Consider the following 21,583-nt stretch of genomic DNA (forward strand, 5'->3'; position numbering starts at 1 on the left):
ATCTCCGGCTCGAAGCTGATGCACCTGATGACCGGCAACCTGTCCCACCAGATCGAGCACCACTGCTTCCCGGACCTGCCGAGCCGGCGGTACGGCGAGATCGCGCCGCGGATGCGGGAGATCTTCGACCGCTACGGCCTCTCCTACAACGCCCGCCCGCTGCCGCAGCAGGTCGCCAGCGCCTGGCACAAGGTCGTCCGGCTCTCGCTGCCAAACGGCTGGCTCGCCGAGACCAACCGCCGCAACCTCGGTCGCCAGCTGCGCAAGCTCGCCCGCCCCGAGCCCGCCGCCCTCCCCGCCTGAGCAACCCAGCGCAGGGCAGCGCCCGCCGGACCGAGCCGGACTACAGCGGCGCCGGTCGCGAGCTGTGGAGAACGGGACGGCCCACGAGTCGGATGTGACACAGGCCACAGGGGTACGGGACGAGCCTCGCTCCGCTCCTCTCGGAGGTACGCCGTGCTCGCTCGCCTGCTGCCGTTCCCCGTCGCCGCGGCCGTCGCGCTGGGCGCGCTCGCCGTGCCCGTCGCGTCACCGGCGGCGCCACCACCGCCCGACCGGCCCGCCCGCGGCGAGAAGTCCACGTGGACCGAGGCCGACAAGGCCGGCTTCGGGACGGCTCGGACGCGTCGCAGCCGGGTCTGGTTCACCTTGCAACGCGGGCGGGTGAGCGAGGTGTTCGCACCGGACCTGTCGACGCCGAGCGTGCGCAACCTCGAGCTCGTCGTCACCGACGGTCGGACCTTCACCGATCGCGAGAGCACGGACATGACGCACGCGACGTCGAGGCCCGACGAGCTGAGCCTGCGGTTCCGACAGGTCAACACCGACGAGGACGGGCGGTACCGCCTGGTCAAGGACGTCGTGACCGACCCGCGCCGCGACGCGCTGCGGGTGCGGGTCCGGTTGGAGTCGCTCGACGGGGCGGCGTACCAGCTGTGGGTGGTGCACGACCCGGCGCTGGACAACGGCGGCATGGACGACCGCGGCCGCACGGTGGGCGGCGACCGCCGCGGCCGGGCGCTCGTCGCCCACGACGCGGGCGCGGAGCGCGGCGGGGTGGCGACCGCGCTGGTGGCGCGGCCCGGCCTCGGCCCGACCAGCAACGCGGTGGCCGGCCCGCGCGACGGCTGGCGCGACCTGCGCGCCGACCACCGGCTCGACCGTCGTCCCGTGGCGCTGCGGCGTGCGGGGAACCTCGTGCAGGTCGGCCGTGTCGCCGGCGTCGACGGCCGCGGCGAGCGCCAGCGCGCGGTGCTGACGCTCGGGTTCGGCACCGACGAGGCCGACGCCCGCCGAGCGGCCCGGACGTCGCGGCGCGAGGCCTGGGCGGCGACGGCGGAGCGCTACGACCGCCAGTGGCACCGTTACCTCGCGGGGCTCCGCGGACCCGGCGGCGTACCCGCCGCGGCGGAGACGGTGCGCCGCACCTACCTCTCCTCCGCGCTCGTGCTGGCCGCGGCCGAGGACAAGGCCCACCCCGGCGCGATCATCGCCTCGCCGTCGGCGCCGTGGGTGTGGGGCGACGAGGTCCCCGACCTCTCGAGCCCGTCCGGGGCGTACCACCTGGTGTGGGCGCGCGACGCCTACGAGTTCGGGACGGCGCTGTGGGCGATGGGGGACCGGCGGGCCGCGCGACGGGTGGTCGACTGGCTCTTCGAGGTCCAGCAGCGCCCCGACGGGTCCTTCCCGCAGAACTCCACGGTCGACGGCGAGCCGGTGTGGGACGAGCTCCAGCTCGACGAGGTCGCGCTGCCGATCGTGCTCGCGCGGCTCACCGGTCGCACCGGGCCGCGGGCCTGGGCCGGCGTGCGGCGGGCCGCCGACTTCGTCGCCGGCTTCCGCGACCCGGAGACCGGGCGGCGTGCGCCGTACTCCCCGCAGGAGCGGTGGGAGAACCAGGCGGGCTACTCGCCCAACACCATCGCCGGCCTGGTCGCGGGCATGGTCGCCGCGGCGGACATCGCACGGCAGAACGGCGCGCGGGCCGACGCCCGCCGTTACCTGCGGCTCGCCGACGCCTGGCAGGCGCGGCTGAAGCGGCTCACCGTGACGCGCAACGGGCCGCTCGCCGACACGGCGTACTTCCTGCGGCTGAGCAAGGACGGGCACCCCTCGCGCGGCACGCGGTACGCCATCGGCGACGGTGGCCCGGCTGCGGTCGACCAGCGGCGGGTGGTCGACCCGAGCTTCCTCACGCTGACGCGGCTCGGCGTGCTGCCGGCCGACGACCCGGTCGTCGCGTCGACGCTCCGGGTGGTCGACCGGGAGCTGCGGGTCGAGACCCCGAACGGGCCGTTCTGGCGCCGGTTCAGCTTCGACGGTTACGGCGAGACCCGCTCCGGCGGGCAGTGGCGGATCACCGAGGACGGCTCCCGGGAGACCCTCGGCCGGGCCTGGCCGCTCCTCACCGGCGAGCGCGGCGAGCACGAGGTCGCCGCCGGCCGGGACGGCACGGCGTACCTCGCCACCATCGCCGCGGCCGCGGGCGCGGGCGACGTGATCAGCGAGCAGGTCTGGGACGGTCGCGCGCCCACCGGTCGCCCGTGCTGCCCCGCCGGCGAGGGCACCCGCGCCGCGACCCCGCTCGTCTGGTCGCACGCCGCCCTCGTCCGTCTCGCCTGGACCATCCAGCAGGGTCGCCCCGTCGACCAGCAGGAGGTGGTGGCTCGGCGCTACGCCCGCTGAGCCCGCGGGTGAGGCCGCGTCGGCCGGCGCGGCGGTGCCAGGATGGGCGGCGTGCCGGAGGACGGCGCTGCCGCACGCGGCGGTCGTCGGGGAGGGTTGCTACGCGAAGGCCATCCCCGCACGAGGTCGTGCGCACGGCGGTGGTGGTCGAGGGGCTGACCGAGTGCCAGGTCCGGTTTGCGAACGTCCCGATCGTCTTCTGCGACACCCGCGCCCTCGTGCAGGACTGGACCTACCGCTTCCTCGCCGCGGCGTACACCCGCGCTGGCCAGGACGACGCCGGCGCCGACTACTTCGGGGGCTCGCCGCCGCCCCCGACCTGCCACCCCGCGAGCCGACCGCCGCCGAGATCCGCGCCTGGGCCGTCGAGCAGGGCTTCGCCGTCTCCGCCGCCGGCCGCGTGCCGGCCCGCATCCTCGCGGCCTACCGCGACGCCCCCGGCTCGGTCGACCGACGCTCGTGGATCGGTGCCACCAGGTGGCACCGATCCACGACCGCGAGGCTGGCTCGAGGGTGTCGGGTCAGGTGAGGCCGAGGACCAGGCGGCCGCGGACCCCGCCGGCGACGTCGCGGACCCAGACGGCGTGGACGCGGAGGTCGCGCTGCCCGTCGCCCTGGTAGCCGCGGACGGTCGCCACGGTGCCGCCGTCCTTGACCGCCGGCAGCGCCTTCTCGTCGAGCACCGCGCCGTCGGCCAGCACGTCGACGCCGTCGGCGGACCGGTCGGCGTCGTAGCGCCACCCCTCCCGAACGATCGTGTCGGTCGGGTTCACCGCCGCCGCGGTGACCCGCACGCGCACCTGTCCCGGACCCAACGGCTCCTGCGGGACGTCACTCGATCACTCCGATGGCTCGCGTGGCCCCCATGTCTACGTCGCGCGATCAACCCGGTCCGGCGACCGTCACCGTGCCCGGCACGACCACCTCCGCGTCGACGGCGAGGAGCAGCTCGCCCGACGCATGACGAGGGCGGTACGCCGCCAGCGCGGCCAGCACGCGACCGCCGCGCTCGCCGGTGACCGGGTCGACGTCGACCACCGCGCACCGCGGCACGCGGGAGGTGACCCGCACGCGGGCCGGCCCCAGGGCGACCTCTCCGCCGACCCAGGAGTCCTCGACGTGCGGCTCGTCGGACTCGACCACGAACGTCGGCCGGAACCGCGCGGCCAGCCCGTCGAGCGTCCGTGCGTCGGGCGGCAGGCCGAGCCGCTCGGCCAGCGCGCGGAGCGTGCCGGTCGAGACGATCGTGACCGCGCCGGCGTACACGACCCCGCCGCGGGGTGCTGCCGCGAGCCGCACCGGCCTGCCCAGGTAGGACGACATCACCGCGGCGTGCGGGCCGTCGAGCAGGTCGAGCGTGACCGGGCCGCCCCAGTAGTCGCAGGTGAGCGACGCCCCGGACGGCACGGCCGGACCGGACACAGCCGCGCCCGTCGGGAGGGTGAGCGCGAGCCCGTCGGCGGACGCCACCGCCGAGACGGCGACGAGCGACGGGTGCTGCACCGTGCGCAGCACCCGTCGCTGGTCGACGTCGACGAGGCACCAGGCCCGGTCGCCGACGGGTCCGGACCCGTCGAGCCGGACCGCGTCGTACGACTGGTGCCGGGTGCCTTTGACCGGCGCGAAGCCGGCCCGGACCACCCTCGGGGCGGGCGTCAGGGCAGCGGGTCGACTTCCGCGTGGTCCCCGACCGTCGCGGCGAGCGAGCGCAGGTGGAACGTCGCGTCGCCGAGCAGGTGGTCGAGGAAGGTGAGCCGGCTGGTGTAGGCGCCGATGGAGTACTCCGCGGTCATGCCGATGCCGCCGTGGAGCTGGATCGCCTCCTGGCCGATGTGCCGCCCGGCCCGGGCGACCTGCAGCGACGCGCGCTGCGCGGCCTCGGCGATCTCCGCCGGCGACCCGGACGCGACGACCATCGTGGCCCAGACGGCGAGCGACTTGGCCAGCTCGAGCGAGATGTACATGTCGGCGGCCCGGAACGTCAGCGCCTGGAAGGTGTTGAGCGTGACGCCGAACTGCTTGCGCGAGGTGAGGTACGCCGAGGTGGTGCGCAGCGCGGTCTCCATCGCGCCGACCGCCTCGTTGCACGCCATGATCCGCGCCAGGTCGGTGACGGTGGCGATCGAGGCCGCGACGTCCGCCCCGGGCTCGCCGAGCGGCGTCGCGGGCGTGCCGTCGAAGGTCACCTTCGCCGCGCGGCCGCCGTCGTGCGTGGCGTACCCCGTCCGGGTCATGCCCTCGGCGTCCCCGCCGACCAGGAAGAGCCCGGTGCCGCCCGAGGGCAGCATCGCGCTGACCACGAGCACGTCGGCGCGGGCGCCCTGGATGACCGGCTCCTTGGCGCCGGTCAGCGTCCACGAGCCCCCGGCCTCGACGGCGGTCGTCGCGGTGGCGTCGTTGGTCCAGCGGCGGCCCGGCTCGGCCAGCGCCGGGGCGAGCACGCTCTCGCCGGCGCTCAGCGCGCCGAGCACCTCGGCGCGCTGCTCGGCGGTGCCGACGGCGCTGACCAGGCCGCCGGCCCACACGACCGAGGCGAGGTAGGGCTCCGGCGCAACCACGCGGCCGAGCTCCTCGGCCACGATCGAGATCTCGACCGGGCCGGCGCCCACGCCGCCGTCGTCCTCGCTGAAGGGCAGGCCCAGCAGGCCCATCTCGGCCATCCGGCCCCACTGCGCCTCGTCGAAGCCGGGGTCTGCTGCGACGGTCTGCCGCCGCTGCTCGTAGTCGGAGTAGGCCTTGCCGACCAGGCCGCGGACGGCCTCGCGCAGCGCCTGCTGCTCCTCGTCGTAGGTGAAGTCCATGTCGAAGTCCTTCCCGTCCCGCTCAGAGGCCGAGGATCGTCTTGGCGATGATCTGGCGCTGCACCTCGTTGGAGCCGCCGTAGATCGAGGCCTTGCGGAGGTTGAGGTATGCCGGGGTGGCGCGGCGCGACCACCACGGAAGGTCGGAGTCGTCCCCGGCGCCGGAGGCCAGCGAGGCCGGACCGGCGAGGTCGACGACCAGCTCGGAGACCGCCTGCTGCAGCTCGGTGCCCTTGAGCTTCAGCACCGAGGAGGCCGGGTGCGGCTTGCCGTCGGCGGAGTGCGCGACCACCCGCAGCGCGGTGAGCTCGAGGGCGAGCAGCTCGTTCTCCAGCTCCGCGATCCGGCTGGCGGTGAGCACGTCGTCCAGCTGGCCGGTCTCGCGCGCCCAGTCCTTCGCCTGCGCCAGCACGCGCTTGGTCGCGCCCACCGGGGCGACGCCGACGCGCTCGTTGCCGAGGAGGAACTTGGCCTGGGTCCAGCCGGAGTTCAGCTCGCCGACCATGTTCCCGACCGGGACCCGGACGTCCTCGAACCAGACCTCGTTGACCTCGTAGCCGCCGTCGATGAGCTCGATCGGGCGGACGGTGAGGCCCGGCGTGGTCATGTCGATGAGCAGCATGGAGATGCCCGCCTGCTTCTTCACGTCCGGGTCGGTGCGGACCAGGGTGAAGATCCAGTCGCCGTACTGACCCAGCGTCGTCCACGTCTTCTGCCCATTGACGACGAACTCGTCGCCGTCGCGGACCGCGGTCGTGCGCAGCGAGGCCAGGTCGGAGCCGGCGTCGGGCTCGGAGAAGCCCTGGGACCACCAGATGTCGAGGTTCGCCGTCGCCGGCAGGAACCGCTCCTTGATCTCCTGGGAGCCGAAGTGCGCGATCACCGGACCGATCATCGAGGCGTTGAACGCGAGCGGCGCGGGCACGTCGGCGCGCTGCATCTCCTCGTGCCAGATGTGGCGGCGCAGCGGGGACCAGTCCTTGCCTCCCCACTCGACCGGCCAGTTCGGGACCGCGAGTCCGTGGGCGTTGAGCACCCGCTGGCTCTCGACGATCTGGTCCTTGGTCAGCTCGCGGCGGTTCGCGACGGCGTCGCGGATCTCCTGCGGGACCTCGGTGGTGAAGAACGTCCGCATCTCGTCGCGGAACGCGGCATCCTCGGCGGACAGCTCCAGCTGCATCGGCAACCCTCCCGGCTCGGCGGCAACGGTCGTCCGACCGCGCGCACGCCACCGTAGCCGGGGGCACCGACCGCGCGCGTCGTGCCGGGCGCCCAAGAGCGCCGGTCAGCAAGCAGTGCCAGGCAGCGATCAGGCAAGCAGCCAGGCGGCGGTCAGCCGATGTCCACCAACCACTGGACGCCGTACCTGTCCTGCAGCTGGCCGAACACGTCGCCCCACATCTGCTTCTCCAGCGGCACGTGCACCTCGCCACCCTCGGCCAGCGCGTGGAACCACCGGGTCAGCCGCTCCTCCTCGTCCCCGCTGAGCGCGATCGTGACCGTCGCGTCGCCGGGGGTGAGCGTGGTGCCGGGTGGGAGGTCGGAGGCCATGAACATGAGGCCCTCCTCGGTGCGGAGCATCGCGTGCATGACGCCGTCGGCGCCGTCGCCCTCCATGCCGTACTCGCCGAAGGTGTTCATCGTCAGCTCGCCGCCGAGCACGGACCGGTAGAAGGTCATCGCCTCGCGGGCGGTGCCGTCGAAGTGCAGGTAGGGGCTCAGGTTCAGGTTCATGCCGGGTGGACCGGCGCCGACCACCGGACTCATCGTTGGCCCCGTCGGGGAGGATGGGCGCATGGTCTCCCCGCAGCGCAGCATGGACTCCCGGACCCTCGGGCGCACCGGTCGCGACGTCTCCGTCGTCGGCCTCGGCACCTGGCAGCTCGGCGCCGACTGGGGCGAGGTGAGCGAGGCCGACGCCCGCGCCGTGCTGGAGGCGTCGGTCGAGGCCGGTGTGACGTTCTTCGACACCGCCGACGTGTACGGCGACGGCCGCAGCGAGCAGGTCATCGGCTCGTTCCTGCGCGACCACGACGGCATCACGGTCGCGACCAAGATGGGCCGCCGGGTCGACCAGGTCCCCGAGAACTACCGCCTCGACGCGTTCCGCGAGTGGACCGACCGGTCCCGCCGCAACCTCGGCGTCGACACCCTCGACCTGGTGCAGCTGCACTGCCCGCCGAGCGCGACCATCGCCGACGACGCGACGTACGACGCCCTCGACACGCTCGTCGCCGACGGTGCCATCGCGGCGTACGGCGTCTCCGTCGAGACCGCCGACCAGGCGCTCGCCGCCATCGCCCGCCCGCACGTCGCGAGCGTCCAGATCATCCTCAACGCCTTCCGGCTCAAGCCGCTCGACCGCGTGCTGCCCGCGGCGCAGGAGGCCGGCGTCGGGATCATCGCGCGGGTGCCGCTCGCGTCGGGCCTGCTGTCGGGCAAGTACGACGAGTCCACGACGTTCGCCGACGACGACCACCGCACCTACAACCGCGACGGCAGCGCCTTCGACAAGGGCGAGACGTTCTCCGGCGTGGACTTCGCGACCGGCGTGGCCGCCGCGCGGGAGTTCACCGCGCTGGCCCGCGAGCACGGCCCCGACGACGCCACCGCCGCGCAGGTCGCGCTGGCCTGGGTGTGGCAGCAGGCCGGGGTCACGACCGTCATCCCGGGCGCCCGCAACCCCGAGCAGGCCCGAGCCAACGCCGCCGCCGGGACGCTCCCGCCGCTCCCGCAGGAGCTGCTCGACGGGGTGCGCCGGCTCTACGACACGCACTTCCGCGACGCGGTCCACGACCAGTGGTGAGCCTGTTGCGAGCCCCGGTGCTCCTCGCCGGGCTCCTCGCGCTCGTGCTGGGCCTGGGTGCCTGCGCGGCCGAGGAGAGCGAGATCCAGCGGCTGATGGAGGGCCACGCGACGGTGGTCGACGTCCGCAGCCCCGAGGAGTACGCCGCCGGCCACGTCGAGGGCGCCCTCAACATCGACCTCGCCGCGGACGACTTCCGCGAGCGGGTCGACGAGCTGCCGCGCGACACCTACTACGTCGTCTACTGCGCGTCCGGGTCCCGGGCCAGCCGCGCGGTCGCGGTCATGCGGTCCCTCGACTTCGGGAGCGTGGTCAACGGAGGTGGGTACGACGCGCTCGCGGAGCTCGGCGTGCGCACCACCCGATGAATTCCTCCCCGGCGCTGTCGCAGTCGGTCGCGGTCCGCTGCGACTACTTCGACACCGGCCGGTGCCGCTCCTGCGCCCTGCTCGACCAGCCCTACGAGGCGCAGCTCGCCGACAAGCAGCGCGAGGTCGCCGCGCTGCTGCCGACGCCGGCCGCGGGATGGTCCGAGCCGGTCGCATCGCCACCGGCGGAGTTCCGGAACAAGGCGAAGATGGTCGTGGGCGGGACGGCCGCCGCGCCGACGCTCGGCATCCTGGACGAGACCTTCACCGGCGTCGACCTGCGGGAGTGCCGGCTCCACACGCGCGGTCTCCACGACGCGCTGCCGGTGCTCGCCGACTTCATCGGTCGCGCCGACCTGGCGCCGTACGACGTGGGGCAGCGGCGTGGCGAGCTCAAGCACCTGCTGGTCACCGAGTCGCCGGCCGGTGAGCTCATGGTGCGGTTCGTGTGCCGCTCGCAGGAGCCGGTCGCGCGGCTGCGCAAGCACCTGCCGTGGCTGCTCGAGCGGCTGCCGGTCGCCGTCGCGACGGTCAACCTCCAGCCCGCGCACAAGGCCGTGCTCGAGGGGGAGCGGGAGATCGTGCTCACCCGCGCGGCCACGCTGGCGATGCCGCTGGGCTCGTCGAGGGACGCGGTCACCCTGCACCTGCGCCCGCAGAGCTTCTTCCAGACCAACACCGCGATGGCGACCGCGCTCTACGGCGAGGCGGTCGCGTGGGTCGCCGACCTGGCGCCGGCGTCGGTGTGGGACCTCTACTGCGGCGTGGGCGGCTTCGCGCTGCACCTCGCCGGGGACGGCTCCACGCCCGGCCCGACCGTCACGGGCGTGGAGATCTCCAACGAGGCCGTCCGCTCCGCCGAGCACAGCGCCACCGCCGCTGGGCTGTCTGACGTCGTGTTCAAGGCCGGTGACGCGACGACGTACGCCGTCAACGCGGCCGCCGCGGACCTGCCAGACCTGGTCGTCGTCAACCCGCCGCGGCGCGGCATCGGCGACCAGCTCGCCGGCTGGCTGGAGACCTCCGGCGTGCCGTACGTCCTCTACTCCAGCTGCAACGCGCGCACCCTCGCCGCGGACCTGGCCGCGATGCCGTCCTTCGCGCCGGTGCGCGGCCGGCTGCTGGACATGTTCCCCAACACCCGCCACTACGAGGTGCTGGTGCTGCTCAGCCGCAGGTGACGTCCGCCTCGCCACGGGCGGCCGCGCGCGACCCGCTCGCGGCCGCTGGTCCCGGGTCCGTAGATTGGGTCGACGTGGCCGAGGACTACTGCGAGCTGTGCGACCTCCCGCTGAGCCAGTGCGTGCACGGGCGGCCCGAGCCGACGCCGGCACCGCCCGAGCCGAAGGCCTCCCCGGTCCGCACCCGTACCACCACCCCGCGCGTGCCCGGCACGCCGGTGAAGAAGTCCGCTCCGCGCAAGTGGACCTCGCCCGACGAGCTCAAGGCCCCGATCGTCGCGCTGCTCCAGGAGCACGGCGGCGAGCTCGATGCGGACGACGTGTTCCCGTCCCTCGACGAGCAGCTCGGCGAGGCGCTGCGGCCCGGCGACCGGGAGCCGTCGCCGACCGGAGAGCCTCGCTGGCAGCTGGCCGCGCGCAAGGCCCGACGGGCGCTGCAGGACGAGGGCGTCATCGAGCCCGGCACGCCGGGCGTGTGGCGCCTGCGCTGAGACGGCGACCGGTCGGTCCTCGGCGGGTCCTCAGCCGAGTGAGCTGAGGTCCGGTGGCACGTCGACGGCGTGCTCCTGGAGCAGCTCGATCCGCACGATCTCGAGCGCGCGCTCGTTGGTCGCGGCGAGCACGACCGGCGCAGCGGCGCCGGCCTCGTAGGACTGCAGCCACCGGCCGGCCACCACGCACCACGGGTCGCCCGGGTGCAGCCCCGGGAAGTGCCACGCCGGCCGCGGCGTCGTCAGGTCGTTGCCGACCGACCGCTGGTGGTCGAGGAACTCACTCGTCATCACCGCGCACACCGCGTGCAGCCCCACGTCGTCCGGTCCGCACGAGCAGTGCCCGTCGCGGTAGAACCCGGTCAGCGGGTCGGTCCCGCAGGGCACCAGCTCTCCACCCAGCACGTTCCGCTCGCCCATGCCCGCAGCCTAGGGCCCGAGCGTGCGGTGCGCCCGGGCGTCAGCTGGGTCGGCTGCGCCGGGTGCGCCGGGTGCGCGGAAAATGCGTCGACAACCGCCCGCCGTCGCCGCCACGATGACCCCATGAGGTCGACCGCCACGCGCCCGCAGCCGCGCGCGTCCTGGCGCGCCCTCAGCCCGGAGCAGAAGCAGGCGGTGCTGCGGCACCTGCGCGAGCGGCAGCAGCGTGAGGTCGAGGTGGAGATCCGCCGGCTCGACGCCCTGGTCTGACGCCCTGGTCTGACGCTCTGGGCTGACTGATCGACGCCGGCGGGTACCTTCCGCCGGTGACCGAGCCACGACTCGTCCGCGCCCGCGCCCTCCGCGACCTCCGCGACCCTGAGGCCGTCGTGCTCGCCCTGCACGGCGGGGACGTGCGCCCGGGCGAACCCGACGTCAGCCCGTGGCAGCTGTCGGTGCTGCGGATGGTGCCCGTCGCCGCACGGGTGGCGCGCGCCGGACGTGGCCGGCTCGCGGTCCACCGGGTGCTCAACGCGGCTCGCGGGTGGGGCGTCGACAGGACGCCCGTCGACGACGTGCGGTGGGCGCTGGCGCAGGTGCGCGAGCGGTACGGCGACCTGCCGGTCGGCCTCGTCGGGCACTCGCTCGGCGGCCGGGCGGCGTTGCTGGCGGGCCGCGAGCCCGGTGTCGACGCCGTCGTAGCGCTGAACCCGTGGCTGCACCCGGCCGACGACGTCGACCTGACCGGCCGGCGGGTCCTGGTGGTGCACGGCAGCGAGGACCGGGTCGCCACCCCGGACCGGGCGCGGAGGGTCGTCGAGAAGCTCCGCCGGCACACCGACATCGAGTGGCGCGACGTCCCCGGCGCCGGGCACGCGATGCTCCGGCACGGCGCGGTCTTCGAGCGGGCCGCCGCCGACTTCCTCACCGCGGCGCTGCTGGGGCGCGGCGTACGGTGACGGCATGAGCCACCTGCTGGTCGTCATGGGCGTCTCGGGGTCCGGGAAGTCCACCATCGGCGCCGCGCTCTCGCAGCGCCTGCGGGTGCCGTTCGCCGACGCCGACGACCTCCACCCGGAGGCGAACGTCGCGAAGATGGCGCGCGGCGAACCGCTCGACGACTCCGACCGCTGGCCGTGGCTGGAAGCGGTCGGCCGCTGGCTGGCCGACCGCGCCGCCGCCGGGACCGGCGGGGTGATGAGCTGCTCGGCGCTCAAGCGCTCGTACCGCGACCAGCTCCGCCACCACGCCTCCGAGACGACCTTCGTGCTGCTCGAGGGCGGCCGCGACATCATCGAGCGGCGCCAGGCCTCCCGCCCCGGCCACTTCATGCCGCCCTCCCTGCTGACCTCCCAGTTCTCCACGCTCGAACCGCTCGAGCCCGACGAGGACGGCGTCGTGCTCGAGGTGGACCAGGGCGTCGACGCGATCGTCCAGGCGTACGTCGACACCATGGACCGCCGCGAGCGCTGAGACTCCCGCCAGCCGGCTTCGGCTCGCCGGGTCGTGGGTGGTGGCGGTAGGAGCAGCAATGAGGGCGAGGTACGCCGCGGGTCGGCGCGACCGACCGCGGCGTGGTGGAGCCACGACACCCGTCAGGACCGGCCGGCTGCGAAGCGGCGGATGCGAATCCACGACCCCAGGTTCGAGCACGATCCACCCCGACAACCAGGTCACCTTCCACATGCGGACCTAGGCCCGGCCCTGACCGGTGCCCGTCCTGATCGAACGTTCGACCAAGACGGGGTGGCGTGAGGCGCTGCTCGGTCACCCGTGCGGGCGGTGTGTGCGACAGGTGCGGCGGGTACTGCCGAGACATGTCCATCCTGTCCCTGGCCACGCGCACCGCATCGGTGATCCGGCCGGTGGCCGTGCCGGTGCGCGGGCGACTGTTCCGTCGGGGGATCGAGGAGCCCGTGGGGCACGCCTACTTCGACGAGTCGGGCACCGACGACGTGGTGGTCACCGAGTCCCGGGAGGCCGGGGTGCTCGGTGCGCAGGCGCCGGTGCACGGCCTGACCGTCCACGTCCCGTTCGACGACGGCACGGAGCTGCACCTGGTCCTCGCCGCGACGACGTGGAGCCGGGTGAGCCGGCGGATGCGCCACGGCGTACCGGGCCTGGAGTGGACGATGACCGGGGTGCTCGCCGCTCCCGGCGAGACCGACGACGGCGAACCGCTGCTCGTCGCGGCCCGGATGGTCGGCGGCAGCACCGCGGAGCTCGCTGTCGCACGGCAGGGGCAGCCCTGGCAGGAGTTCGGCTGCCTGATCATCAGCAGCCAGGTGGCGGCCTGACCCCGGACCCCGCCGCGGACGCAGCCGGGGCCGAGGAGCGGCTGCGAGCCGAGCACGCCCTCGTGACCCGTCGGCTGGCGGCGCTGCGGGGCGACTACACCGGCATGGTCGAGGCGTCCCGCGACACCAACGCCGACGATGAGCACGACCCGGAGGGCGCGACCATCGCGTTCGAGCGCTCCCAGCTCGACACCCTGGTCCGGCAGGCCTCCCGCCGGCTGACCGAGATCGAGGCCGCCTTGATCCGGCTCGACACCGGCGGCTACGGGATCTGCGAGCGCTGTGGACGCGCGATCCCCGCCGAGCGCCTCGAGGTCCGGCCCGACGCACGGCGCTGCGTCGCCTGCGGATGACCCGGGCAGGACCTGAGGATGACCGTCCCAGGATGGGCACCGGGCGGGACGTGGACCTGGTGATCATGGCCGACACCCACCTCCCCAAGCGGGCCAAGGACCTGCCGGCCGAGCTGTGGGCGGCCGTCGAGGCCGCCGACCTCGTCGTCCACGCCGGCGACTGGGTCGACGAGGAGACGCTCGACCGGCTCGAGGAACGCTCGCGCGAGCTCGTCGCCTGCTGGGGCAACAACGACGGCCCGGGTCTGCGGGCGCGGCTGCCAGAGGTCGCCCGGACCGAGGTGGAGGGCGTACGCCTCGGCGTCGTGCACGAGACCGGCGGCAAGCAGGGGCGCGAGCAGCGCGCCGACGCGGCGTACCCCGACCTCGACGTCCTCGTCTTCGGCCACAGCCACATCCCGTGGGACACCACCACGTCCCGCGGCCTGCGACTGCTGAACCCCGGCTCTCCCACGGACCGGCGCCAGCAGCCGCACTGCACCTACCTGACCGCCCGCGTGGCGGACGGCGTCATCGGCGACGTCGTCCTCCACCGGCTCCCGCCCCGCACACCCCGGAGGCCCGCATGACCTCGACGCAGCGCCCGAAGCCCACGACCCAGCGCCAGACCCAGCGCGAGGCCCGTCCGCACGCCGCCGGCCAGGCGCATCCGCTCGCCGCACTGCCCGCCAAGGTCGGCGGCGCGGTCATCGCCACCGCCGTCCGCGGGCTCGCCGCCGTCCGGCCGGCCGAGAAGCCGATGCACCCCGCCGGACGGGTGCTCCACGGACGACTCGAACGGCACGGCCTCGAGCCGGGCATCGGCGTGCCGTTCGTCGACCGGGCAGGTGTGGACGAGGTGGTCGCTCGCGAGTCGAAGGGCCTCGGGCTCCCGGCCGGGCTCCCCGACATCCACGGGCTCGCGCTCAAGGTTCCCCTCGGCGGCGCCACCGTGGACGAGGCCCGGGACGGCTCCGGCGGGCACGCGGACCTGCTGCTCTCCACCAACGGTTGGGGCCCCGTCACCCGCTTCCTCGTCGTGCCCTCGGCCGGGATGACGACCCGGCCGCTGACGACGCTGTTCCCCTACCGGAGCCCCCGCGGGCCGGTGCTGCTCGGTGCGCGCTACGTCGACGAGCGGCACGTCGAGCTCGCTGTGGCAGGCCTGCGCTCGGACTGGCGGGTGTTCGCCGACCTCCACCTGGAGCTCGAGGAGCCCGGCCCGACGGGAGACGGCACCGACGACCCGGAGCTGGAGTTCGACGCGATCCTCAACGAGCTGCCCGAGCTGCCGAACTACGACTGGGTCCGTCGCGTGCGGGCGCCGTCGTACGCCGTGGCCCGGCGCTCGCGCCGCTAGAGCGACCAGACGTACCGGCTGCTCGGCACCAGGTCGATGCCCTGGTCCGCGCCGAACCGGGACACGCTCGCCATCATGCGCTCCATCCGCGAGCGCAGCTCCGCGTCGTCGCCGCCGCTGCCGTAGAACGCGTGCAGGTCGGTCGTGGCGGCCATGGGGAAGAGCTCCTCCACGACCGCGCTGACGTACGGCGCGTCGTCGGTGACCGCGTCGCCCACGACGTTCTGGACGTACCCGAACGTCCCCTGCGTCTCGATCGCCACGGGCGTGTGGTCCACCAGCCAGCGGTGCCGCCACTCGGCCTCGTCGAGGTCGGCCGGGCGGCGCAGCACCGCGACGTTGGCCAGCGCGTCGGCCCGCTCGCCGTCCGGCACGGCAGGTGGCTCCAGCGGCAGCCGCTCCTCGACCTCGAAGCCGGCGAGTGACGCGCCCGACCCGTCCACCGCAGCGGTGAGGCCCTCGACGACCGGACCGGCGGGCGTGCGCTCGTCCGCGGTCCAGACCGACACCACCGCTCGCACCGGCCCCGTCGGTGAGGCGATCCGCATCGCCGCCGCCACCGGCTCGTCGTCGACGTTGACCTGGAGCCGCCGCGCGCCCGCGCGCGCGAGCCGGTCCCGCAGGTCGGGGCCGAGGAGGAGGTCGCGCAGCGGGCCGGAGTCGGTGCCGGCGGGGTCGGGGCCGCCGGAGAGCAGGAAGACGAGCTTGGTCACCGGCGGACCGTAACCACACTCAGGTCCCCACGGGAAGGGCCGCCTCGTCCATCGGGAGCGCCAGCACGTCCACATCGGTGGCCAGGTGGACCACCTCTGCCGGCAGGCCCGCGACGCGCGCCGCGGCGTACAGCATCCCGGCCCAGGCGCGGTCCTCGTCGTCGGCGTGGCCCGAGCCCGGCCGCGAGCGCAGGAACGCCACCCGCGAGCCCTCCGGCAGCGCCTCGGCGCGCAGCTGGGCGAGCATGCCGCCGAGCTGGTCCGCGCCGTCCTCCGGCGGCGGGCCGGCGCAGTCCTCGATCTCGGTCAGGGAGGGCAGCGGCACGGAGTCGGGGCCGACGAGCATCAGCCAGGTGCTGGTGCGCGTCCAGCCGAGGGGGTTCATGAGTGCGCGCCAGGCGCGCTCGAGGTCGGTCTGGGTCTCGATCAGGGGTGCGAAGGTCATGGCGCCGACCCTGCCGCCGAGCACCGGCGCTGTGCGGACGCTCGGTCGTCGCCTGTGGAGGACGCGGGGCGCGGCGGGGTTGTGGACGGAAGGTGGGCCGGCGTGGGCGCCTTCCTCGACCAGCGGGCGACTACGCCCCGGGCAGGATGCCGGCGGCGCGGGCGGGGGCGGCGTACGCCTCGGCGAGGGAGGCGACCGTCTCGTGCGCATTGAGGCCGCTGGGGTTGGGGACGACCCACAGGTCGGCGCCGGCCAGCGGCTCGGGCTGGCGGCCCGGGACCGCCTTGGGGAGCGCGAAGGCGGCGCGGTAGGCGGTGATGCCGGCGACGGCGACCACGCACGGGCGGGCGCGGCGCACGGTCTCGACGAGGGCGAGCCCGCCGGCGCGGTACTCCTCGGGCGTCAGCTCGGAGGCCTTCGCGGTCGCCCGCCGCACGACGTTGGTGATGCCGATGCCGCGCGAGCGGAGGTGGTCGCGGTCCTCGTCCGACATCCCGGCCGCGGGGTCGATGCGGCGCTCGAGGATCCCGGCGAGGAACAGCGCGGGGTAGAACCGGTTGCCCGGGTGGGCGAAGTGCGTCTGCGTGGCAGCGGTCCACAGCCCCGGGTTGATGCCGACGAAGAGCAGCCGGAGGTCGGGGTCGCCGGGGCCGGGGAGGAGGTCGGGGACCTCCCGGTCGCGGTACGACTCCAGCTCCGCGCGGGTGAAGGAGCGGGCCACGGGTCAGCCGCCGGGCGGCAGGTAGCGGACCTGGAGGCCGTTGGCGACCTGCCGGAGGTGGCCGTCGGAGGGGGTGTTGACGACGCCGAGCCGCCCGCCGCTGCCCCGGGTGAGCATGGTGGTCGAGCCGCCGCCGTCCAGGTTGAGCGCCTCGTCGGCGCCGAGGTCGATCAGCGTCGCGGCCAGCTCGACCATCGTGGCGCCGCGGCTCCAGGTCTGCCGCCCGTCCACGACGAGCACGAGCACCTCGCCGGTGTCGCGGTCGATCCCGATCGCGGTGCGGGGGTGCATCTCGCGGTCGTCGACGACCTCGACGATGCCGTCACGGACGAGCACCTTGTTGCCGCTGATCGCCATCCGCGGTCCGCCCTGGAGCCACCAGCGCACGTCGAGCCGGGCGCCCTTGCGAAGCGTCCCGAGCGCCTTCGCCCCGGGCCCGCGACCGACGAGCAGGACGCCGCGGATCTTCTCGGCGCTCGACAGCTTGGCCCGCGTGCGCACGACCTTGCCGCCGCGCACCAGCACCATCCGCACGTTCTTCCGCTGCCCGCTGGTCACGCGGTAGCCCGACGTCGTGCCCCACGCGGCGGTGTAGATCCCGATGCCGCCGGGCTCGACGAAGGGGGAGTTCAGGTTGGTGATCGTCCACCCCGGCCGCTGGGCGACCTTCGCCCGCAGCGCCACCTCGCCGATGTCGGCCCGCCCCTGCTTGTCGATCGAGAACGAGGAGGTCCACCCCGACCGGCGCGCGTGCAGCACACCGCGCTCGCGGTCCCGGCCGGTGCCGAGCGGTGCTCCGGTGTCGCCGATGTCGAAGAAGTCGCCGTTGACGCCGGCGACCGTGCCGGGACCGGAGTACGCCGGCGACAGCAGCGTCGGCAGCGTGGCCGTGCCCGAGATCCTCCGGGCGCCCGCGTAGTCGAGCGTGACCCCGGGGACCGACGGGTCGACGGTCAGCAGCGAGAACTGCTGGGGTCCGCGGGCGTCGACCTCGGCCCACCGGGTCAGGGTCACCCCCGGCGCCACCGCCGACCGGGTCGGGTCCGTGCGGGTCGGCGGGAGGCCGGCGAGCAGCCGCGGCACGACCGGCGCCCGCCAGCCGGGCTGGCCGTCGGAGGTGTGCTGTGGGCCGCGCTCGGCCCGCAGGTCCGGCCCGCCGCCCGGCGTACCGCCTGACGGGCCGGCTGCGGCGCCGGTGGCCCCGGTCGCGGCGAGGGCGAGGGCACAGACGAGTGCGCCGGCGGTCAGGGGGAGTCGGGAGCGCACCCGCTCAAGGCTAGGCCGCTCACCGGCCGACCACAGGGAGATGGACGATCGTGTCCTCGATCGTGACCACGCCGGGCAGCCGGGAGCCCATCAGGAGGAATGTGTCGGAGACCGGGGTGACCATGAGGTAGAGGTTCTGCCCCTTGGGCACGTCCACCGCCACCGAGGGCAGGGCCACGCGCCGCTTCTGGCCGCGGACGGGCGTGGGCTCGTTGATCGGCAGCACGTTGTTCTGCACCAGGCTCGCGTCGAGCGGGGTGCGGCCGATGGCGAGGCCGTAGAACGCGCGGTTCTGCAGGCCGAGGGCGGTCAGCTTCCCGGTGAGGTACGGCGTGCCGGCGACGCGGATCGGTCCGGCGGCGACCTGGTAGGACAGCGGAGTGCCGACGCCCTCGAGGGTGGCGACAGTGCCGACCTTCTTCGCGGTGTCGGCGCGCGGGGAGGTGATCGTCGTGCAGCGGTCGCCGGGCGTGGCCAGGTGCATCTTCCCGAAGCCGCGCAGGCGGGTCGGCCGGCCCTTGAGCACGTGGTCGAAGAACGCGATGTTGAGCTTCTCGAAGTCGCCGCCGGCGAGCCTGCGGCTGCACGGGTCGGTGTCGGCGGTGGTGCCGGCGGGCAGGATCGCGGGCAGCACGTGGCCGCCGTTGTAGGCGACGAAGATGCTCTTCCCGCGGGCCTTCGCGGTCATCGCCTGCTGCCAGTTGCGGAAGCCCTGCTCGAGCGGGAACAGGCCGTCGGTCGTGCCCTGGCCGAGCAGCATCGGGATGTCGAGCCGACGACCCTGCTCGACGTGCCACTTCGGTCCGTTCTTGCGGAAGAACGACGCCATGTCCTCGGTGCCGGGGATCGAGCCGTCGGGCCACACGCCGAGCGCGGCGCCCTCGAGGAGCGCCTTGTAGACGTTGGCCGGAAGTGCGTCGCTGAGCAGCGAGGCGGCGCTGAGCGCGAGCGCCCACTCGGTGCGCACCACGCCGCTGGGCGCGAGGCTCTGGCCGAGGTCGTGCCAGGTGATCTGCGGGGAGAGGGCGTCGAAGACCGGCTCGCCGCGGGCGCGGAGCAGCTCGAAGGCGCCGACGTACTGGTACCCGCCGCCGTAGCTGCCGCCGATCGCACCCAGCCGCGGGTCGCCCGGTCCGTCCTGCTGCACCCACGGCAGCCGCGCGACGAGCTTCACCAGGCGCCGGACGTCGCGCCCCTCGAGGGCCGGGGCCTCGACGTGGGCGTGGCCGCCGGAGGCGCCGAACCCGCGCTGGTCGAAGGACAGCACGCCGTACCCCGCGTCCAGCCAGGCCTGCACCTCGGGCTGGTCCGCGCGCTTCCCACCCCACCCGTGGCTGTGCATGACCATCGGGACCCGCCGCTTCCCCGCCGCCCGGGCCGGCTTGAAGACGGTGTAGCAGATCTCGACCTTCGCGGTCTCGCCCGGCTCGGGGACGCTCGTGATGCAGCCGTCGCGCGTGGTCACCGCCGCCCGCGCTGGGGCCTCGCGGCGCTGCGGGTCGGCGGCCGGGCTGCTCGGGGCAGCGGCCAGCCCGCCCGCCAGGAGCGCGAGCGTGGCGGTGAGCGTGGCAGCGGTACGGCGCATGAAGTCCCTGTTCGGTCGGCGAGGCGTGTTACCGACGGGTAGAACGCGCGAGCGCGACCGAGGTCACGCCGGTCAGGGCGGCCGGCGGGAGGCCGGTCAGCCGCACGGGACGGCGCCGAGCAGGGCGAGACCGCGCAGGTCACCGGTGCCGAACGACGTGCGGCCGATGTTGTCGGCGTGCATCAGCTCTGCCCGGCTCTCGACGTGCCCGAGGCCGACGACGTGCCCCAGCTCGTGGTCGAGGATCGCGGCCTGCAGGTCGAAGGCGCGCGGGCCGGCGCCGGGGGAGAGGTCGACGAAGACGTCGGTGTCGAGCACGACCATGCCGGTGCTGTAGGTCCACCGCCCGGAGGTCTCGAGGTACGCCGCGCCGCCGACGCCGGCGACGTCACCGGCGAGCTCGGGCACCTCCTCCTCATCGGCCCAGCCGATGAGCACCGGCGCGGACCGGCCGAGCGCGCCGATGCGGTCGGTGAAGTTGCGGTCGTCGGTCTGCCCGACGAAGGCGAACCGGAAGCCGGTCGCCTCCGACACGGTCGCCACGCTCCGCTCGACCAGCTGCCGCCAGTGCGCCGGCGCGCCGGCCGGGTTGACGACGTACTCGATGTCGCGGCACGGGTTCCAGCTCACCGGCTCGTCCGAGTCGGGCTGGGTCGCGGCGAACTGGTAGCTCCCGCCGCCGGTGGGCACCGACACCGCCTCGGCCCGGCGCTGCTCGGTGCCGAGCAGCTCGCGCAGCCGGTCGCCGGTGCCGCTCGGGTCGCGCACCACCACGAGCCCGATGAGGGCGAGCACGACCAGCACGCCCGGGAGGACCGGGCCGTGCCGGCGGGGCTCCCGGTGGTCCACGACCCCCTGGTGACCGGGCGGACGTCCCGGCAATCCCGCCCCGGCGGCTCTAGGGTCGGCCGCGTGCGGCCGTGGAACACCTTCGTCGAGGGCGACAACCTCGACGTGCTCCGGGCGATGGCGGCCGCCGGCGAGCGGGTCGACCTGGTGTGCACCGACCCGCCGTACAACACCGGCAACGAGTTCGCCTACCGCGACGACTTCCGCGACGGGTTCGTCGGTGCCGACGGCCGGCCGGGCAGCCGCCACGACGCGTGGGCGGCGATGGTGCGCCCGCGGCTCGAGGCGTGCCGCGACGTCCTGCGCGAGACCGGCGCGTTCTTCGTCAGCATCGACGACAACGAGGCCGCCCGGCTGCGGCTGCTGCTCGACGACGTGATGGGGGAGCAGAACTTCCTGGCCCAGGTGGTCGTCAACCTCAACCCCAAGGGACGCCAGCTGGGCCGCGGGTTCGCGACCAGCCACGAGTACCTCCTCGTCTACGCCCGCGACGCGCGCCGCACGGTGCTCGACGCCAGCAGCGCGGAGACCGTCGACGAGCGCGACTTCCCCCTGGCGGACGAGGCGACAGGCCGGCGCTACCGGCACCTGCCGCTGCGCAACACGAACAAGAAGTTCAACCCCGTCACCTCGCCGACCCTGCACTTCCCGGTGTGGGGCGACCCGGTCACCGGTCGGGTGGCGACGACGCCGTTCACTGGGGCCGTCGAGGTGACGCCGGTCTTCGGCGACGGCCGCCCGGCGGTCTGGCGCTGGAGCCGGCCGCTCATCGAGGAGCGTCCCGACGACCTCGTCTGCCGGGTCGTCCGCGGGCGGCGCGGGGAGCGGGTCGACGTCTTCCAGCGCGACTGGCTCGAGCGCGACGGCGGCCGCCGCAAGAAGCTGCCCACCATCTGGCTGGCCGAGGAGGTCGGCTCGACCGACACCGCCGTCGCCGAGCTCAAGGAGCTCGTCGGCCACGTCTTCGAGTCACCCAAGCCGACCGGGTTGGTACGCCGCGTGCTCGGCACGATGCCCGCCGACGCGGTCGTCCTCGACCCGTTCGCCGGCAGCGGCACCACCGGCCACGCCGTCGCTCTGGCCAACCTCGCCGACGGCGGCACCCGACGGTGCGTCTCGGTGAACTCCGCCGAGCCGACCCGTCCCGGCTCGAACGCCCACGCCGCCGGGCTGCTCACCGTCGCCGACATCACTCGCGCCCGGCTCCGCGCCGTCGACCGGCTGCTCGGGGGCGGGCTCGACGAGCGGGTCGGCTGGGGCTGA

Annotated in this window: 27 protein-coding genes; 15 read left to right on the forward strand and 12 right to left on the reverse strand. The window is 74.6% G+C overall.

The window, feature by feature from the left end; genetic code table 11:
- From H7344_RS07860 to H7344_RS21370, 3 genes are all read left to right on the forward strand, one after another.
- Window positions 1-303, forward strand: a 303-nt coding sequence (locus H7344_RS07860) for a fatty acid desaturase family protein (protein ID WP_186345490.1), incomplete at its 5' end; no start/stop codon positions are given.
- A gap of 153 nt (window positions 304-456) precedes the next feature.
- On the forward strand, window positions 457-2,685 hold the full coding sequence (locus H7344_RS07865; protein ID WP_222130421.1) for a glycoside hydrolase family 15 protein: 2,229 nt from the start codon (window positions 457-459) through the stop codon (window positions 2,683-2,685).
- A 163-nt stretch (window positions 2,686-2,848) separates the two neighbouring features.
- Window positions 2,849-3,214, forward strand: coding sequence for an Lsr2 family DNA-binding protein (locus H7344_RS21370; RefSeq protein ID WP_222130422.1), 366 nt, complete (start codon window positions 2,849-2,851; stop codon window positions 3,212-3,214).
- Here the strand turns inward: H7344_RS21370 and H7344_RS07875 are convergent.
- From H7344_RS07875 to H7344_RS07895, 5 genes are all read right to left on the reverse strand, one after another.
- On the reverse strand, window positions 3,207-3,485 hold the full coding sequence (locus H7344_RS07875) for a hypothetical protein (protein WP_222130423.1): 279 nt from the start codon (window positions 3,483-3,485) through the stop codon (window positions 3,207-3,209). The two genes, H7344_RS21370 and H7344_RS07875, sit on opposite strands and share 8 nt — an antisense overlap.
- A gap of 82 nt (window positions 3,486-3,567) precedes the next feature.
- Window positions 3,568-4,326, reverse strand: a complete 759-nt coding sequence (locus tag H7344_RS07880) for an MOSC domain-containing protein (RefSeq protein ID WP_229706928.1) — start codon at window positions 4,324-4,326, stop codon at window positions 3,568-3,570.
- Window positions 4,327-4,340: 14 nt separating this feature from the next.
- Complete coding sequence (locus H7344_RS07885) at window positions 4,341-5,486, reverse strand: acyl-CoA dehydrogenase family protein (RefSeq protein ID WP_186345492.1); 1,146 nt, start codon at window positions 5,484-5,486, stop codon at window positions 4,341-4,343.
- Between the two features lie 22 nt (window positions 5,487-5,508).
- Window positions 5,509-6,666 carry an acyl-CoA dehydrogenase family protein gene (locus H7344_RS07890; RefSeq protein WP_186345493.1) on the reverse strand — a complete coding sequence of 386 codons (1,158 nt, stop codon included), beginning with the start codon at window positions 6,664-6,666 and terminating at the stop codon, window positions 5,509-5,511.
- Window positions 6,667-6,818: 152 nt separating this feature from the next.
- Window positions 6,819-7,253: a VOC family protein gene (locus tag H7344_RS07895; protein ID WP_229706927.1), complete on the reverse strand. Its 435-nt coding sequence runs from the start codon at window positions 7,251-7,253 to the stop codon at window positions 6,819-6,821.
- A gap of 28 nt (window positions 7,254-7,281) precedes the next feature.
- On the opposite strand from H7344_RS07895, the gene H7344_RS07900 reads away from it, so the two are divergent.
- From H7344_RS07900 to H7344_RS07915, 4 genes are all read left to right on the forward strand, one after another.
- Complete coding sequence (locus H7344_RS07900) at window positions 7,282-8,292, forward strand: aldo/keto reductase (protein ID WP_229706926.1); 1,011 nt, start codon at window positions 7,282-7,284, stop codon at window positions 8,290-8,292.
- Window positions 8,289-8,660: a rhodanese-like domain-containing protein gene (locus H7344_RS07905; protein WP_186345494.1), complete on the forward strand. Its 372-nt coding sequence runs from the start codon at window positions 8,289-8,291 to the stop codon at window positions 8,658-8,660. Before H7344_RS07900 ends, H7344_RS07905 begins: the two co-directional genes overlap by 4 nt.
- Window positions 8,657-9,841, forward strand: a complete 1,185-nt coding sequence (gene rlmC, locus H7344_RS07910) for a 23S rRNA (uracil(747)-C(5))-methyltransferase RlmC (RefSeq protein ID WP_186345495.1) — start codon at window positions 8,657-8,659, stop codon at window positions 9,839-9,841. The genes H7344_RS07905 and rlmC overlap by 4 nt, the downstream gene beginning before the upstream one ends.
- Before the next feature lie 74 nt (window positions 9,842-9,915).
- A complete protein-coding gene (locus H7344_RS07915) occupies window positions 9,916-10,332 on the forward strand; it encodes a hypothetical protein (protein ID WP_186345496.1) in 417 nt (138 codons plus the stop codon).
- 30 nt (window positions 10,333-10,362) lie between these two features.
- Here H7344_RS07915 and H7344_RS07920 read toward each other — a convergent pair whose 3' ends face one another.
- Window positions 10,363-10,752, reverse strand: a complete 390-nt coding sequence (locus H7344_RS07920) for a DUF2237 family protein (RefSeq protein WP_186345497.1) — start codon at window positions 10,750-10,752, stop codon at window positions 10,363-10,365.
- 123 nt (window positions 10,753-10,875) lie between these two features.
- On the opposite strand from H7344_RS07920, the gene H7344_RS07925 reads away from it, so the two are divergent.
- From H7344_RS07925 to H7344_RS07955, 7 genes are all read left to right on the forward strand, one after another.
- The gene (locus tag H7344_RS07925) at window positions 10,876-11,022 is read left to right on the forward strand and encodes a hypothetical protein (protein WP_186345498.1); all 147 of its coding nucleotides are present in this window, start codon (window positions 10,876-10,878) and stop codon (window positions 11,020-11,022) included.
- A gap of 56 nt (window positions 11,023-11,078) precedes the next feature.
- The gene (locus H7344_RS07930) at window positions 11,079-11,711 is read left to right on the forward strand and encodes a dienelactone hydrolase family protein (RefSeq protein ID WP_222130424.1); all 633 of its coding nucleotides are present in this window, start codon (window positions 11,079-11,081) and stop codon (window positions 11,709-11,711) included.
- A 4-nt stretch (window positions 11,712-11,715) separates the two neighbouring features.
- Window positions 11,716-12,225 (forward strand): gluconokinase, encoded by a 510-nt coding sequence (locus H7344_RS07935; protein ID WP_186345499.1) that lies wholly within the window; start codon window positions 11,716-11,718, stop codon window positions 12,223-12,225.
- 344 nt (window positions 12,226-12,569) lie between these two features.
- The gene (locus H7344_RS07940; protein WP_186345500.1) at window positions 12,570-13,049 is read left to right on the forward strand and encodes a hypothetical protein; all 480 of its coding nucleotides are present in this window, start codon (window positions 12,570-12,572) and stop codon (window positions 13,047-13,049) included.
- A gap of 62 nt (window positions 13,050-13,111) precedes the next feature.
- Entirely contained in the window at window positions 13,112-13,402 is a 291-nt protein-coding gene (locus H7344_RS07945) for a TraR/DksA family transcriptional regulator (RefSeq protein WP_229706925.1), read from the forward strand.
- A gap of 32 nt (window positions 13,403-13,434) precedes the next feature.
- Window positions 13,435-13,971: a metallophosphoesterase family protein gene (locus H7344_RS07950; protein WP_222130425.1), complete on the forward strand. Its 537-nt coding sequence runs from the start codon at window positions 13,435-13,437 to the stop codon at window positions 13,969-13,971.
- Window positions 13,968-14,741: a hypothetical protein gene (locus tag H7344_RS07955; protein ID WP_186345501.1), complete on the forward strand. Its 774-nt coding sequence runs from the start codon at window positions 13,968-13,970 to the stop codon at window positions 14,739-14,741. The genes H7344_RS07950 and H7344_RS07955 overlap by 4 nt, the downstream gene beginning before the upstream one ends.
- Here H7344_RS07955 and H7344_RS07960 read toward each other — a convergent pair.
- The 6 genes from H7344_RS07960 to H7344_RS07985 form a co-directional block, all read right to left on the reverse strand.
- Complete coding sequence (locus tag H7344_RS07960) at window positions 14,738-15,454, reverse strand: hypothetical protein (RefSeq protein WP_186345502.1); 717 nt, start codon at window positions 15,452-15,454, stop codon at window positions 14,738-14,740. The genes H7344_RS07955 and H7344_RS07960 overlap by 4 nt on opposite strands.
- Window positions 15,455-15,473: 19 nt before the next feature.
- Window positions 15,474-15,899, reverse strand: coding sequence for a hypothetical protein (locus H7344_RS07965; RefSeq protein WP_186345503.1), 426 nt, complete (start codon window positions 15,897-15,899; stop codon window positions 15,474-15,476).
- Between the two features lie 130 nt (window positions 15,900-16,029).
- Window positions 16,030-16,620, reverse strand: a complete 591-nt coding sequence (locus tag H7344_RS07970) for a mismatch-specific DNA-glycosylase (RefSeq protein WP_186345504.1) — start codon at window positions 16,618-16,620, stop codon at window positions 16,030-16,032.
- Window positions 16,621-16,623: 3 nt separating this feature from the next.
- Window positions 16,624-17,886 carry a phosphodiester glycosidase family protein gene (locus H7344_RS07975; protein ID WP_186345505.1) on the reverse strand — a complete coding sequence of 421 codons (1,263 nt, stop codon included), beginning with the start codon at window positions 17,884-17,886 and terminating at the stop codon, window positions 16,624-16,626.
- A gap of 19 nt (window positions 17,887-17,905) precedes the next feature.
- Window positions 17,906-19,471 (reverse strand): CocE/NonD family hydrolase, encoded by a 1,566-nt coding sequence (locus H7344_RS07980; RefSeq protein ID WP_186345506.1) that lies wholly within the window; start codon window positions 19,469-19,471, stop codon window positions 17,906-17,908.
- 96 nt (window positions 19,472-19,567) lie between these two features.
- Window positions 19,568-20,320 (reverse strand): matrixin family metalloprotease, encoded by a 753-nt coding sequence (locus H7344_RS07985; protein ID WP_186345507.1) that lies wholly within the window; start codon window positions 20,318-20,320, stop codon window positions 19,568-19,570.
- A 63-nt stretch (window positions 20,321-20,383) separates the two neighbouring features.
- On the opposite strand from H7344_RS07985, the gene H7344_RS07990 reads away from it, so the two are divergent.
- On the forward strand, window positions 20,384-21,583 hold the full coding sequence (locus H7344_RS07990) for a site-specific DNA-methyltransferase (RefSeq protein WP_229706924.1): 1,200 nt from the start codon (window positions 20,384-20,386) through the stop codon (window positions 21,581-21,583).

It is taken from the genome of Nocardioides deserti, assembly GCF_014266025.1.
Taxonomy (GTDB): Bacteria; Actinomycetota; Actinomycetes; order Propionibacteriales; family Nocardioidaceae; genus Nocardioides; species Nocardioides deserti.

What these genes read in the sequence shown, in the direction of transcription:
- H7344_RS07950 (WP_222130425.1), top strand. Translation starts at nt 13,435, where the DNA reads ATGGGCACCGGGCGGGACGTGGACCTGGTGATCATGGCCGACACCCAC.
- H7344_RS07890 (WP_186345493.1), bottom strand. Translation starts at nt 6,666, where the DNA reads ATGCAGCTGGAGCTGTCCGCCGAGGATGCCGCGTTCCGCGACGAGATG.
- H7344_RS07920 (WP_186345497.1), bottom strand. Translation starts at nt 10,752, where the DNA reads ATGGGCGAGCGGAACGTGCTGGGTGGAGAGCTGGTGCCCTGCGGGACC.
- H7344_RS07925 (WP_186345498.1), top strand. Translation starts at nt 10,876, where the DNA reads ATGAGGTCGACCGCCACGCGCCCGCAGCCGCGCGCGTCCTGGCGCGCC.
- H7344_RS07955 (WP_186345501.1), top strand. Translation starts at nt 13,968, where the DNA reads ATGACCTCGACGCAGCGCCCGAAGCCCACGACCCAGCGCCAGACCCAG.
- rlmC (WP_186345495.1), top strand. Translation starts at nt 8,657, where the DNA reads ATGAATTCCTCCCCGGCGCTGTCGCAGTCGGTCGCGGTCCGCTGCGAC.
- H7344_RS07885 (WP_186345492.1), bottom strand. Translation starts at nt 5,486, where the DNA reads ATGGACTTCACCTACGACGAGGAGCAGCAGGCGCTGCGCGAGGCCGTC.
- H7344_RS07935 (WP_186345499.1), top strand. Translation starts at nt 11,716, where the DNA reads ATGAGCCACCTGCTGGTCGTCATGGGCGTCTCGGGGTCCGGGAAGTCC.
- H7344_RS07940 (WP_186345500.1), top strand. Translation starts at nt 12,570, where the DNA reads ATGTCCATCCTGTCCCTGGCCACGCGCACCGCATCGGTGATCCGGCCG.
- H7344_RS07895 (WP_229706927.1), bottom strand. Translation starts at nt 7,253, where the DNA reads ATGAGTCCGGTGGTCGGCGCCGGTCCACCCGGCATGAACCTGAACCTG.
- H7344_RS07900 (WP_229706926.1), top strand. Translation starts at nt 7,282, where the DNA reads ATGGTCTCCCCGCAGCGCAGCATGGACTCCCGGACCCTCGGGCGCACC.
- H7344_RS07980 (WP_186345506.1), bottom strand. Translation starts at nt 19,471, where the DNA reads ATGCGCCGTACCGCTGCCACGCTCACCGCCACGCTCGCGCTCCTGGCG.
- H7344_RS07965 (WP_186345503.1), bottom strand. Translation starts at nt 15,899, where the DNA reads ATGACCTTCGCACCCCTGATCGAGACCCAGACCGACCTCGAGCGCGCC.